Origin of the sequence: Telluribacter roseus, from assembly GCF_017355915.2 — a bacterium.
GTDB lineage: Bacteria > Bacteroidota > Bacteroidia > Cytophagales > Spirosomataceae > Telluribacter.
Genome location: NZ_JAFEUV020000002.1, coordinates 498,411 through 511,951 on the forward strand (window position 1 = coordinate 498,411; position 13,541 = coordinate 511,951).

Annotated in this window: 13 protein-coding genes; 8 read left to right on the forward strand and 5 right to left on the reverse strand. The window is 50.7% G+C overall.

The genetic code is table 11. From position 1 onward, the window contains the following. Positions 1 to 14: 14 nt before the first annotated feature. A complete protein-coding gene (locus tag JTN23_RS05360; RefSeq protein WP_247232909.1) occupies positions 15 to 782 on the reverse strand; it encodes an NIPSNAP family protein in 768 nt (255 codons plus the stop codon). Between the two features lie 505 nt (positions 783 to 1,287). Between JTN23_RS05360 and acpP the strand changes: the two genes are divergently transcribed. Continuing rightward, positions 1,288 to 1,521, forward strand: a complete 234-nt coding sequence (gene acpP, locus JTN23_RS05365) for an acyl carrier protein (protein WP_247232911.1) — start codon at positions 1,288 to 1,290, stop codon at positions 1,519 to 1,521. Between the two features lie 59 nt (positions 1,522 to 1,580). Here the strand turns inward: acpP and JTN23_RS05370 are convergent, their stop codons facing one another. Continuing rightward, a complete protein-coding gene (locus JTN23_RS05370) occupies positions 1,581 to 2,042 on the reverse strand; it encodes a Rid family detoxifying hydrolase (RefSeq protein ID WP_247232914.1) in 462 nt (153 codons plus the stop codon). 161 nt (positions 2,043 to 2,203) lie between these two features. On the opposite strand from JTN23_RS05370, the gene gcvT reads away from it, so the two are divergent. The 7 genes from gcvT to udk all read left to right on the forward strand — a co-directional run bounded on the left by gcvT (position 2,204) and on the right by udk (position 9,924). Continuing rightward, positions 2,204 to 3,283, forward strand: coding sequence for a glycine cleavage system aminomethyltransferase GcvT (gene gcvT / locus JTN23_RS05375; RefSeq protein ID WP_247232916.1), 1,080 nt, complete (start codon positions 2,204 to 2,206; stop codon positions 3,281 to 3,283). A 178-nt stretch (positions 3,284 to 3,461) separates the two neighbouring features. Next, complete coding sequence (locus JTN23_RS05380; protein ID WP_247232917.1) at positions 3,462 to 4,172, forward strand: 2-phosphosulfolactate phosphatase; 711 nt, start codon at positions 3,462 to 3,464, stop codon at positions 4,170 to 4,172. Between the two features lie 101 nt (positions 4,173 to 4,273). Further along, positions 4,274 to 6,214 carry a hypothetical protein gene (locus JTN23_RS05385; protein WP_247232918.1) on the forward strand — a complete coding sequence of 647 codons (1,941 nt, stop codon included), beginning with the start codon at positions 4,274 to 4,276 and terminating at the stop codon, positions 6,212 to 6,214. Positions 6,215 to 6,287: 73 nt separating this feature from the next. Beyond that, positions 6,288 to 6,875, forward strand: a complete 588-nt coding sequence (locus tag JTN23_RS05390; RefSeq protein ID WP_247232919.1) for a Crp/Fnr family transcriptional regulator — start codon at positions 6,288 to 6,290, stop codon at positions 6,873 to 6,875. A 46-nt stretch (positions 6,876 to 6,921) separates the two neighbouring features. Then, positions 6,922 to 7,344 carry a secondary thiamine-phosphate synthase enzyme YjbQ gene (locus JTN23_RS05395; protein WP_247232920.1) on the forward strand — a complete coding sequence of 141 codons (423 nt, stop codon included), beginning with the start codon at positions 6,922 to 6,924 and terminating at the stop codon, positions 7,342 to 7,344. Further along, on the forward strand, positions 7,341 to 9,167 hold the full coding sequence (locus JTN23_RS05400) for a PorZ beta-propeller-like domain-containing protein (protein ID WP_247232921.1): 1,827 nt from the start codon (positions 7,341 to 7,343) through the stop codon (positions 9,165 to 9,167). Before JTN23_RS05395 ends, JTN23_RS05400 begins: the two co-directional genes overlap by 4 nt. 121 nt (positions 9,168 to 9,288) lie before the next feature. After that, entirely contained in the window at positions 9,289 to 9,924 is a 636-nt protein-coding gene (gene udk, locus JTN23_RS05405; protein ID WP_247232923.1) for a uridine kinase, read from the forward strand. Between the two features lie 265 nt (positions 9,925 to 10,189). On the opposite strand, the gene JTN23_RS05410 is transcribed toward udk, so the two are convergent. From JTN23_RS05410 to JTN23_RS05420, 3 genes are all read right to left on the reverse strand, one after another. Beyond that, positions 10,190 to 10,657: a nuclear transport factor 2 family protein gene (locus JTN23_RS05410; protein WP_247232925.1), complete on the reverse strand. Its 468-nt coding sequence runs from the start codon at positions 10,655 to 10,657 to the stop codon at positions 10,190 to 10,192. A 61-nt stretch (positions 10,658 to 10,718) separates the two neighbouring features. After that, positions 10,719 to 12,365: a glycoside hydrolase family 13 protein gene (locus JTN23_RS05415; protein WP_247232927.1), complete on the reverse strand. Its 1,647-nt coding sequence runs from the start codon at positions 12,363 to 12,365 to the stop codon at positions 10,719 to 10,721. A 91-nt stretch (positions 12,366 to 12,456) separates the two neighbouring features. Beyond that, on the reverse strand, positions 12,457 to 13,368 hold the full coding sequence (locus JTN23_RS05420) for a Nif3-like dinuclear metal center hexameric protein (protein ID WP_247232928.1): 912 nt from the start codon (positions 13,366 to 13,368) through the stop codon (positions 12,457 to 12,459). Between the last annotated feature and the right edge of the window lie 173 nt (positions 13,369 to 13,541).

Here is a 13,541-nt window from a genome sequence, read left to right on the forward strand (position 1 = left end):
GTATCTTAAAACGCTTAGCGTATTGTAGAGAAATCAGTAGGTATCATGTATACCGATTCTACCTTCTCCGTCAGCTTGCCATTGCGCTCCGAATTGTCGCGGGCTTTAACCCAGGTAGGGTCGTTGCGGAAGTTGTCAAACGCTTTTTTCCCAGCCTCTTCGCTGGGGTGCGCCAGGATGTAGATCAGCGTGTTTTCCTGGCCTTCGGGTATCCAGTAACCCACGTTGGTCATGCCGTGCTTGGTGAATAGTTTCAGGGTATGATCACGGAAGCGGCTCAGCAGGTCCTGCATCTTACCGGGGTTGGCTGTATAGGTACGCATCTCGAATACCCGTCCCTTCGGATCTATGGAGGTAGTTTTGAAGGCTGGTGAGAAGTCAGCCGCTTTCATGAAGATCTGGTCTACCTTCTTCACGATCTTACCGTCTTTCTCCGACTCGCTGGCTACGCGCTTCCACTCCGGATCAGCGCCGAAGGCTTTCCAGGAAGCATTGCGGGCTTCCATAGTAGGGTACGACAGGATATAGATCAGTTTGTTATCCGAGTTATCAACAGGTACCCAGTAGCCGGCATTGGTCATACCGTGTTTTTCAAAAATCTTGGTAGTATGGTTGCGGAAGCGATTCATCAAGGCATCCAGGCGGCCGGGCTCGCAGTAGTAGACGCGTATCTCGTACAAACGCGAGTCATCGTTTTTGGCTGAGTTCTGGGCGTAGGTAGGGGTGGTAGTAAGGGCCAGCAGGCACAGGACTGGCAGTAGTAAAGAAGTCAGTACTTTCATAAAACTGATGGAATGATGGTAATTGTTTTTTGAGTTAAAGCTTTTGTAATGGTTAGAAGCGGCTGTTCCAGATGCTCCACTTTCACCTACAAAGAAACGGATCGGGTAGATTTTCTACTCAAAGAAACAGGGCAAACAGCTCCAGTTTTTGTAAAAAGGCAGTATGACAGGTACCTTTTGCTCATGTTCGGGTCATGGATGTATCCGTTGGCTATTTCTTCTGTACCTGTATTTACTGTTTATCCTCTTTTTTGGAGTATTCATACCGAATTCCTGCCGCCTGAGCTACTTTACCTTTATTTTTTGTAAAAATCGTAGTTGTTTTGGGATGTTAAAATTGTCGTTTTTTAATATTTAATATTGATAAAGTATTGAAGTGTAGCCGATTGAAAAATAGTTCGGGGAGCTGAAACATTTTGTACTTTTTTGTCGTACTATGTGTAAAATAGTTCCATCACGAACAGTGATCTGGTTCCTTTGCTCATCTTCAAAAAACACAAAGCCCATGAAACAACGCATTATTACCATCCTTAAAAATTTTGGTGTTGAAGAATCTGCCATTACCGAAGACGCACACTTTATTAAAGACCTGGGTTTTGACAGCCTCGATACAGTAGATCTGATGATGCAACTGGAGCAGGAGTTTGTAATAAGCATTCCGGATGAGGATTATGCCAAGATTACAAATATCCGTAGCCTGATGACCTATCTGGAAGAGCAGCAGGCTATCACCGCATAAAAATAGTACTTAAGAAATGGTACTGAGGAAATAGAAGGGTACGACTTGAGTCGCTACCCTTATTTTTTGCGTCTCTGAGCAGGAACAGCGGCTATAACGGCTATCTCGATACTGGCTCCTGCCGGTAGGTCGGCTACACCTACGGTAGTACGGGCAGGGTACTGGCCCGTAAAGTACCTGCCATAGATCTCATTGACCTTTCCAAACTGACTGATATCCTTTATATAAATAGTGGTATTGACTACGTGCGTCAGGTCAAGTCCGGCGGTAGCCAGTAGCGTCTTGATATTTTCCATGGTCTGGACCGCCTCGGCCTCTAAGCCTCCTTCTACCAGTTTTCGGGTGTCGGGTTTGAGGCCTACTTGTCCGGCCAGAAACAGCATACCATTGGCCTCCACACCCTGGCTGTATGGGCCTATGGGCACGGGAGCTTTGTCCGTCCTGATTATTTTATGCTGAGCCAGCACCTGGCCGGATACCATAAGAAGGCCCATCACTACCGGAAGTATCATTTTTTTCATAAGGTTGGGAGAGGATGTTGGTTTGGGTAAATGCACGAAAGCAAGATACTGACTTTTTCAGAAACAACTATTTCTGCCCTTATTAGCTGAATTGTCGCCGCCAAACTACCCGTCTTTTACAGGCATTTCCTACTTTTGCACTCGCAATAAATTACAATTTGATGAAAACCATCCCACTTCACGACTTACACGTTCAGCTAGGAGCCAAAATGGTACCTTTTGCGGGTTTTGAAATGCCCGTTCGCTACAGTTCGGACCTTGATGAGCATCATGCTGTCCGTAATGGTGTAGGCGTGTTTGACGTATCACATATGGGGGAGTTTGTGCTGCGCGGCCCCAAAGCATTAGACCTGATCCAGAGAGTATCGGCCAACGATGCCTCAGTACTCTATGACGGAAAAGTACAGTATAGCTACCTGCCCAATGCGGACGGTGGAGTGGTGGATGACCTGCTCGTGTACCGCCACCATGCCAATGAGTACATGCTGGTGGTCAATGCGTCCAACATAGAGAAAGACTGGAACTGGATCATGAGCCACAATACCGAAGAGGTGGAGATGGAGAATGTATCGGACCAGCTGTGTCTGTTTGCGGTGCAGGGGCCCAAAGCCATCGCTACACTTCAGAAACTGACTGATATAGACGTGGCAGCCATGGAGTACTATACCTTCCAGACGGGTACATTAGCCGGTGTTGAGGGAGTGATCCTGTCAGCTACGGGCTATACCGGAGCGGGTGGATTTGAGGTATATGTAGTGAAGGAAAACGCTCAGAAAATATGGGAGGCCCTATTCGAAGCGGGTGCTGAGTTTGGGATCAAGCCCATCGGTCTGGGAGCACGGGACACGCTACGCCTCGAGAAAGGCTTCTGCCTGTACGGCAATGATATAAGCGATACCACGTCACCCCTGGAAGCCGGACTGGGCTGGGTAACGAAGTTTACAAAGCCCTTTATCAACTCCGACACGCTTAAAGCCCAGAAGGAGCAGGGCATAGCCCGTAAGCTGGTAGGCTTTGAGATGATAGACCGCGGTATCCCCCGCAGCCACTATGAACTGTGTGATGCCGAAGGGAACGTCATTGGTGAAGTAACGTCAGGTACCCAGTCGCCTACGCTTCAGAAAGGCATCGGTATGGGGTATGTACAAAAAGAGTACAGCCAGCCGGGCTCGGAACTGTTCGTAAAGGTGCGGGAGCGCCTCCTGAAAGCACAGGTCGTAAAAATGCCGTTTGTAAAGTAGCGCTTAGGTTTTAGTAGTTAGGTTGTTAGGGATTAGCTTATACTATACTCTAATTACTGTCTGGCGCCAAAGTATATCACTAACTAATTTATAACAAAGTTTTTATTTTAAAAGTAAAAGGCCTGTGATGCTGAGCAAGTAGCTATACCTACCTGACGCCTAAGGCCTACCCATCCTCATGAAACAACTTGATGTTTGCCTGACACCTGACTTGCTGCACCTTCATAAGTTAGATAATTGTATAGTAGTGGTGGCTGATATATTCAGAGCTACCTCCTGCATGGTAACCGGCCTGGCTTACGGGGTAAAGAGTATTACGCCGGTAGCTACCATAGAAGAGTGTAAGCTACTACAGGACAAAGGGTATATAGCCGCCGCGGAGCGCAATGCACAGATGGTAGAAGGTTTTGACCTGGGCAACTCCCCGTTCAGCTTCATGAACGAGCGATTCATCGGAGCCAACATAGCCATGACTACCACCAACGGTACCCTGTCCATTGCCAAAGCCAGACCCGTGGCCGTAAAGGTACTGGTCGGAGCTTTCCTGAATCTGGGAGCTCTGGCTAATCATCTCCGCTCGGAGCCCTATGATATACTGGTGCTATGTGCCGGCTGGAAGGGGCGCCCTAATCTGGAAGATACGCTGTTTGCGGGAGCGCTGGCCGAGGCTCTTAAAGAGGAGTACATGATTATGGAGGATAGCACCATTATGGCTCAGCGGATGTACCAGCAGGGCAGAGATAACCTGCTCTCGTGCGTGTCTAACTCCTCGCACGTGCGGCGTTTGCACCGGTTGGGTATCCACAAGGATATCGCTTACTCGCTACAGACCGATCTGTACGATGTGGTACCGGTACTGAGAGGGAACTCTCTGGTAGCAATGCATTAAGAGAGTTGTGTCTGCCGTCCAGCATAAATAAGGTAGTAAGAGTTGACAGGTTGTCGTCTTTTATTCGTTTCAGTGGTTAGTGTTTGTTGTTACCTGGTGTTATGTCAAAAGCTTTTACAAAGGTCATTTTAGGAATATTACTCAGTACGGCTCTGCGGGTACAGGCACAGGAGGTGCCCACTACTCCACAGACCGATACCACTCTCTCCCGGACTCCCGGCCGTAATGTAGTTACGCCACTTAATACAACTACACTTCCTATTCTGAATGATACGGTAGCGCCACAGGGGCGGAATGTTGTAACGCCGATCCTCTCCAACGGACTGCCCATACTCGATCCGGATTCTACCCGAGCCACTACTACCCAGGGAGATAGTATTCAAAGCGCCGCCCGTATCTTGACGGGGGATGTGTCGTATCTGTCGGTATGCGCGGGTACTACCATACAGGTACCTTTTACGCCTACGGGCACTTTCAATGCGGATAACTCCTTTCTGGTGCAGCTCATTGACGCCAGTAATAACTTTATAGTCATATCGGCTCCTACTAAGTCAGGGCCGATCAGTGCGGTCATACCAGCTGATAAAAGGGGCGGGCATCAGTATCGCCTCAGGGTAGTATCTACCAGTCCGGCCATACTGGGTAATGAGGTGTCTATACGCCTGCTTTCAGCTCCTACGGCCAGACTGGAAACCGGTGACGGTTCTGCGTCCTCGCGTATCATGCCCGGGCAGGAGGCGCAACTGCGGGTCAACCTGACCGGAAGTGGCCCCTGGTCGTTTCGGGTATCGGATGGCACTGTAGTTCGCGAGACGCTTAGCAACCCCTACTATTACTCCATCAGGCCGGAGCAAATTCAGGCGTACCGGCTGACGGGCGTCGCCAATGCCTGCGGTAGTGGTACCGTCAATGGAGAAGTAATCGTGAATGTGGATCCCAATCCGGAGCCACGGCTCGCGCTGAAAGATGCCGAAAAAGGCTTCCGTGTGTGTTCGGATACCCCCTTCCAGGTATCATTTAGTGCTACCGGAAAATACAAAGCCGGTAATAATTTCGTAGTGCAGATGGCCGATGCCGATGGTGTATTCAAAAATATCTCTCAGGTTGATACCATGGGACCCATCATAGCCCAGCTGCCAGCGGGCTTTAAGGCCGGACAGTACCGCCTGCGGGTGGCCGCGTCCGCTCCTCAGCTATTCAGTGATACAGCTACCATCATGGTGGCAGCCCCTACACATACTGTGTTACAAAGTGACTCCCTATCGGTCAAAGAAGGAGAGAGCGCTGACCTGACGCTACGCTTCACGGGAGGAGGTCCCTGGTTTGTACTGCTGTCGGATGGTACTTATGAGAATAACATTCTTACATCGCCCCATACTTTAAAGGTAAATCCTGCCAACCCCACCAACTACCAGATCACCTCAGCGGGTGGCTTATGTGGAGTCGGAAGCTTCTCCGGTAAGGCGCATGTATTCGTGAAGGTACCTCCTTCGACCATCAGTATGGGTAGCCCCTCGCAGAGTATCATCTGCTCGGGAGGTGAGGTGGAAGTACCCTTTACGTACACGGGACGATTCTACGCGGCCAATAAGTACATCGTTCAGATCGCCGACGAAAACGGAAACTGGGTGAACCTGCCAACGACTGGCAAAGAGAGCCCGCTAAAAGTAAAAGTGACGCCTTCCTTCATGAGTGATACGATCAGTGCTCAGCGCCTGCGCATCATGGCTACGGCACCTTCGGTAGTGAGCGAGCCGCGTGAGATCAAAGTTATTGCACCCGATGCGGCCATTGGTGAAGTATCAGGTCGTGGAGTCATAGCAGGTGGGGGCTCTACCCGCATCCGGCTCAGGTTTAAGAATGGCTTACCTCCCTGGTCATTTACCCTATCGGATGGCACTACTGTACAGGGGACATTCCTGAATCCGTACCTGATCACGGTTTCGCCCACGGCTACGTCCGAGTTTACAATCAGCTCGTTGAAAAGTGCCTGCGGGAGTGGAACCAGTATGGGAAGTGCCCTGATTACGGTTGAGAAATAGGACTGTCAGGAATAGCCAAATAAATACCTGAATCTGTACAACATCTGGACATTTAAGTGAGTTTGTACAAAGTATGGAACCACTAAAAGCGTACCTGTTAAGGTACATGTCGTTATCGGATGCCCAGATTGAGCTGCTTGTTTCTTATCTTAAAGAAGTAAAGCTAGAGGCAGGGGACTATTTCCTCCGTGAAGGAAATGTCTGTCGGCACATTGGATTTGTGACGGAGGGAGTTCTCCGGGTATTGCATTTTGATCGGGATGATGAAGTAACCCGTTACTTTATTTCCAACGGAAATCTGGCCGTGCTGCCGGATAGCTTCCGGCACCAGGCTCCGGCTACCGAAAATATACAGGCTGTTACGGATACTCGTCTCTGGATACTGAAGTACGAGGATATGGTAAGTTTATTTGGAGAGATCCCGGCCTGGGGGCGCCTGGTACAAAGGCTGGTAGAGGAGGTGCAGCGGCAGCGGGCGCTGGGTCGTGTGCTGGCCAGCCAGAGTGTACAGACCCGCCTGAATAACTTTCATGAAGAGTATCCGGGACTAATGGAAGTGATACCTGAAAAAGTCCTGGCCTCGTACCTTAGAATGAGCCCGCTGGAATTAAAGAAAAGCAGACTGAGTATGATCGGCAACCAACCTTCCAAGACGGTCTGACTGATTATGTCTCGAGCTGAGCAAAAGTACTTTCTTACTATAACGCATGCTCGTATTTCAGAACGAATGCTCATTGCCGCCGTTTCCCCGCGGCTTTCACCTTATCTCTGACCGCGTACTCAGGGCTTTGCCCGAGATCCGGCAGATCAAAGCCGGACTTCTCCACGTATTTATCCAGCATACCTCAGCCAGCCTGACGATCAACGAAAACGCTGACCCAACGGTACGCCATGACTTTGAGAGCCATTTCAATGTGATGGTACCCGAAAATGCTCCCTACTACCGCCACAACTACGAGGGACCGGACGACATGCCGGCGCATATCAAGGCTTCGCTGCTGGATAGCTCCGTCACCATACCCATTACCAATGGTCGTCTGAACCTGGGTACCTGGCAGGGTATCTACCTGTGCGAGCACCGTGACCACGCCTCCGGCCGCCGACTGGTACTGACTGCGTATGGCGTATGAGGAGGCTCTTCCTTATACTAGTACTACTATTAACTCTATATAGGAGCTATGCACAGGATGTCCCACTTGGCGCCTGGCGAACCCACTTTAGCTACCTGTCCGCCCATAGTGTAGAGCTGGTGGAGGGACGGGTCTTCTGCGCTACCTACAACGGCCTTTTCAGTGTCAATCCTTCCGACGATAGTACTGTCGAATATTCCAAAGCCACCGGGCTGAGTGATGTGGGAGTGAGTGCCATGGCGTATGATCCTGCCATACGGCTCCTGCTGCTGGGGTACCGCAGTGGTAACCTGGACCTGTTATACCTGGATGAAAAGGCGGAACCTACCCAGATCCTGAACTGGCCCCTGCTGCGTAATGCGGCTGATCTGCCCGAAAACCGTCGGGTACGGGATATCCAATTCCACGAGGGGTTGGCGTATTTATCTACTAGTTTTGGCGTCATAGTACTGGACCCGCAGCGTCGGGAAGTACGTGAGACGTACCGGTACATTGGACCGGCCGGGGCCGAAGTGGCGGTAAATAGCCTGGCTTTTACCACCGATAGCCTCTACGCCGTTACCTCACAGGGACTATTGACTACTAGCTTAGACCCTACTATAAACCGGCAGTTCTTTGGCAACTGGAAAGCAGTACCTATCCCGTTCTCCACGCCACGCTCAGTCGCGGTAGCGAATGGCACCCTCTATGCCGGCTTTTCGGGCAGGGGCGTGTACAGGAGGGAGGGTATTAACTGGAACTTAGCTTATCCTGGTACTGGATCAACGGTTAGTCTGCGTTCGGCTAGTGGGAAACTTCTAGCTATGCTGGATAATCAGGTAGTAGTACTGGCTCCACCGGCTCCGCCTACGGTGTATCAGCACCCTTTGATCGTAAGTCCGCAGGACGCTGCTGTAGAGGCTGTCGGTACCCTGTGGATAGCTGACCTCAGAAATGGATTACTGGGTAACGCAGGAGAAGCCTTTCGCTCGTACAGCCCCCCCACGGCCGATACGACCATAGCGGTACGGGCTGACTCCACAATGCTGGACCGCAACGGACTGCAGTGGACGCGCCTACCTACCTACCTGGGTGGAGGCATCGTGGTCAGTGACCACAGTACTGGTCGGCAACGCTACCTCTCTACCTCACTGGGTAATGGTGGTCTGCCCTCGGCTACGGTCAATAGTATAGTAGTGGACCGCGATGGTTTAGTCTGGTTTGCGAGCGACCGGGGCGTGGGGTACTTTGTGCCGGACGGAGTACTAGCGGGAGGGCGCATAGATGCGGTACTTCCTATCTACGGCCAGCGTCGCCTCCTCTCCAGCGAGCGGGCCACCGCACTGGCCGTGGAGCCCGGCAACCGCAAGTGGATCGGTACCCGCAGCGGCCTGTACCTATTCTCCCCTGATGGTATCGAGCTAATTCAGCAGTTTACCGCTCAGAATAGCCCCTTACCGACGGATCACATACGTGCCTTACGCTTTGCTGATAGTACCGGCTACCTCTACGTTGATACCCCCAATGGCATGGTTTCGTACCGCAGCGGCGCTACTTCGCCCGAGCCAACCTTGGTCACAAATACAGTTGCCCTCTTCCCGAATCCGGTCAGGCCGGGCTATGACGGAGTAGTGGGGGTAAAGGGACTGGTGGAGAATACCGTAGTAAAAATTACGGACCTGTCGGGACGACTGGTACACGAAACCCGCTCTCAGGGCGGAACGGCTTCTTGGGATTTACGGGATTATACAGGCCGCAGAGCGCGCGGTGGCATATATCTTGTACTTCTTATAGCCCCCGATGGAACGGAAAGTGTGGCCGGAAAGTTGGCTGTAGTGGAATAGGTTTTGTCCTAATTCAGAATAATATTCGGTTGAGTATCCAGTACTTTGTAATTTTGCAATTAATCGCGCTCAACATAGAGGTAGAGTAACCCACTACCGTTTTTCATTGCAAACTAAAAACATGACAAGTCAGCAAAAGCCCCCTTTTATTATCGGTATTACAGGAGGTAGTGCGTCGGGAAAGACGTACTTTATGAAGAAGCTCATTGAATCATTCAGCGAACAGCACATCTGCCGACTCTCGCAGGATAACTACTATCGCCCGATCAATGAGATTCCGAGGGATGAGAATGGAGTGGCTAATTTCGATTTGCCGGAGGCTATTGATCACCAGTTGTTTGCGAGGCATATAGCGGAGCTGCGGCAGGGAAATGTAGTTCAGCAAAAGGAGTATACCTTCAATAATCCTCTGCTTGAACCCAAGGTACTGACTTTTAACCCCCTCCCTATCATTATTGTTGAAGGTATCTTTGTGTACTACTATCCCGAGGTAGCCCGGCTCATCGACCTCAAAATATTCGTAGATACTAAAGAGTACGTGAAGATCAAACGGCGCATTATCCGGGACAACAACGAGCGTGGCTACGATCTCGACGATGTACTGTACCGCTGGGAACACCACGTAGCGCCTACCTACGAAAAGTACATTAAGCCCCTGCGCTCCGAAGCCGACATCGTCATCAACAACAACCACCGCTTCGACACTGGTCTGGAAGTACTGGTAGCGTACCTGAAGACGAAGGTTGAGGCAGTTTAGGTCCTAACGTAATAGCCTGGCTCTCTTAGGATCCAGGCTATTGTTGTTTTCACCCGTTATAGAGCAGTGCATTAAAATGTAAAGTCTGCTTAATTGTGTCAGTCCGAGCGGAGCGGCCTCCGCTGTGGTCGAGGACGAGTAGGGCTTCGACCGCCAGGCGGCCCTGTTCGCTCAGCCTGACAGTAGTTTACAAACTAATTCATCTATTAATAACTAGTAGCACTTGTGTACTAACCTTATATTTAGGAACTGGTAGCGCTAATTACTAGAAATTGTCATAGTAGGTATAATCCTTTGTGATCAGCCCATCTTCTATCGTAAAGATCGTGCATATAGGTAGTTCGAATTTGGAACCGTCGGGTGCAGTTCCAGTTGATATAAACTCTACAATGACTTCCTTGCCATTAGTAGGATAAACACTCACTACTTTATCCGCAATGTCCGGAAACATCTTGCTCATTTCGCTGTACTTCTGAATGGTTTGCTCACGGGTCTGCTTTACGGTTCCTGTCCCTAGTGAGGGATCTTTGAACTCAGCAGTTTCAGCATACAAGCTAGCCATTCTATCCCATTCGTGCCGGTTGAAGTATTCATAGAGCTTATTTACTACTTCACTATTTTTGGCTCCAGCCCCCGTCCCGACGGCTTCTGATTGTATATCCTGTTGTTTCTCCTGATTGCAGGAAACCAAACTCATGAATGCCAACAAGCTGAGAAGTACTATTTTGTTCATAGATAGATTGGGGTTTAGGTTTGTCATTAGTTGTGACTCCTCAAAAGAATACCCGTACTTCTTACGGCAATTCATAAATTACCGATTCGTAGGGCTGCAGCTTTCCATCTCTGGAAGGTTGGGGGTAGTTACCTAGTACCACCCTGGCCTTGCTTACATCAAGACCGGTGTTGGTAGAGGCAGGGGTACTTGTGAAATTCAGCAGGATCAGAAATTTCTTGCCATCCAACTCGCGGGTGTAGGAGTAGGTGTTGGGATTGGCCTCGTCCAGGAGGGTATAGTCGCCGTAGACAAGTGCCAGGTTATTCTTACGCAGCTTCACCAGTTCGCGGAAGTAGTTGAGGCAACTGTTGGGGTCTTTTTCCTGGGCGGCAGCGTTGATGGTTTTGTAGTTGGGGGCTACTTTTATCCAAGGGGTACCGGTGGTAAAGCCAGCATGTCGGGAGTCATCCCATTGGAAAGGAGTGCGGCCATTATCCCTTGATTCAAACTTTTTGCGTTCCAGAAACCTGGCCATATCCGCTCCCTGGTTTTTCTGGTACTGGTACTCATTAAGCGTTTGTACATCCCTGAACTCCTCAATACGCTGAAAGTCACCATTGGTCATACCCAGCTCGTCGCCGTAGTAGTAGTAGGGGGTGCCGCGCATAGTCATGATAAAGGTAGAGAGCATCTTGGACGACGGTGCCCGAAACTCCGGACTGTCATTGCCAAACCGGCTGACCATCCGGGCCTGGTCGTGGTTGGCCAGGAAGATAGACAGCCACCCTTTTTCGGCAAAGGAGCTGTCCCAGCGGCTGAAAACCTCCTTGAATGTGAGCAGGCTGTATCCTTCGGGCTTCGCGATATCTACGCCTTCGAAGGCATAAGCCATATTAAGCTCCTGGCGGTCGGCATCTACCAGATTATGGGCGTCTTCAAAGGTATTACCCGCTCCTTCGGCTACACTCATAACATCATACTTGCTGAATACCTCGCGGTTCATCTCCTTTAGGTACTCGTGCAGATTGCCCTGCATGGCGTAGTATAGCGTGAAGTTTTTCTCGTATCCTTTGGGGAACTCCGGAAAAGTGGTGTCTTTGGCGGCAAACTGAAAGGCATCCAGCCGGAAGCCATCCACCCCTTTATCAGCCCAGAACTTCATGATATCGTACACCTCCTGCCTCACCTTCGGGTTTTCCCAGTTAAGATCGGGCTGCTTGCGGGAGAAGTAATGCAGATAGTAGGCATTGGTGAGCGAGTCATAGGCCCAGGCGTCGTGGTTGACGTCGAAGAGGCTGTACCGGTAGGGAGGAGTGCCTTTCTCCGCGGGCCACCAGTGGTAGTAGTTGCGGTAGGGGTTGGTGCGGGAACTACGGCTTTGCTGGAACCACTCGTGCTCGTCGCTGCTGTGGTTGACAACCAGGTCCATGATCAGTTTGATACCGCGGTCGTGCATCCCTTTTAGCAGGGCATCAAAGTCTTCCATCGTCCCGAACTCCCGCATAATACCCCGGTAGTCGCTGATGTCGTAGCCATTGTCGTCGTTGGGGGAGGAGTAAATGGGGTTGAGCCAGACAGCCGTAATACCCAGGCTCTTGATATAGTCCAGCCTGGATAGTATGCCCTTAAGATCACCAACGCCATCCCCGTCGCTGTCCTGGAAGCTACGGGGATATATCTGGTATACAATGGCTTCTTTCCACCATTTACGGTCAGTTGCGGGCATATCGGTTGGGGTATTTGAGGTTTGGCAGGCCAAGGTCGCCACCAGTAAAGTGGCTGTTACGCTGGCGGCTAGTATAGCTCCTTTCATAAGTCTACATCCATTTAAAAGGGTCTTTGGAAGCTACATGTGTAATTTTCAGGTCGGGGAGCTTAGGCTTTAGCCAGTCTACAAAGTACTCCATACCCGGCTCTTCGCTGACGGCATGGCCCAGCACGATCAGGGATATGGTACGCCCCTGCAGGCGGGCGTCGCGGATGTACTCCACCGTTTCCCACTCCGGTGCTTCGCCCACGATCAGCACATCGGGTTTTTCGCGCTCAGCCAGGGCCACTTGTCGTTGACCGCCAATGGCACCCGGCAGCAGGCCAATGCGCTGGCAAGCCTGATCAGGATCGCCCACCACCCGCAGTTGTGTAATACCGAGGGATGACTTGAGATGCTGTACCAGTTGTTTCAGCGGTACCGATGGGATGGTGAGTATGGGCTGGCCGGTCTTGTAGTAAGGCAGCCAGTTGGCTTTTTTGACAACGCCGTAGCTGATGGCGTCAGGAGTGAGGCGGTGAATGTAGTCATGAAAGCGCCAGACTACTATTTTATGCTTATCCAGCAGTTGCTGCTTCTGTTTTACCACGCTATTGTTTTCTACCCAGTCAGGCTTGTCGAGGTGGTTGTAGAAGGTGGGCTCGTGGGCCATGATAAAATTGGCTCCCAGCCGCGCCGCCTCTTCGATAACAGCGGTGGTCGGAAACATGGTAGTTACGATGCCGCTTACGACCTGGCTGCTCTGGCCGGATTTGAGCGTATCGACGGTTTCTTTCAGAGGGGATAGTCCGCCCTCTTTCAGGATCAGGTCAATCACTTCCTGTACCGTTACAGACTTTTTAGTTTGAAAGTCGGGAAAGGTTGGAAGCCATGGCTTCAGGTCAGCCAAAGCCAGCAGACCAGCGGACTGGGCCGTACGGGCGATGAACTTCCGGCGGTTGAGGGAATGAGGTTGCTTCATGGGTATGTGATTAGAATCCTTAGGCTAATCTACTACTTTTATTGCAATGGTTTCTACCAGTAGTAAGGCCAATAAAAGACCAGCACCTACCTGATTAGGTAAAATAGTTTTCTTCTCCTGCCCTATCCGTAGTAGCTTTGTGGAAGGAAGTGACAATTATAGGATGAATATGA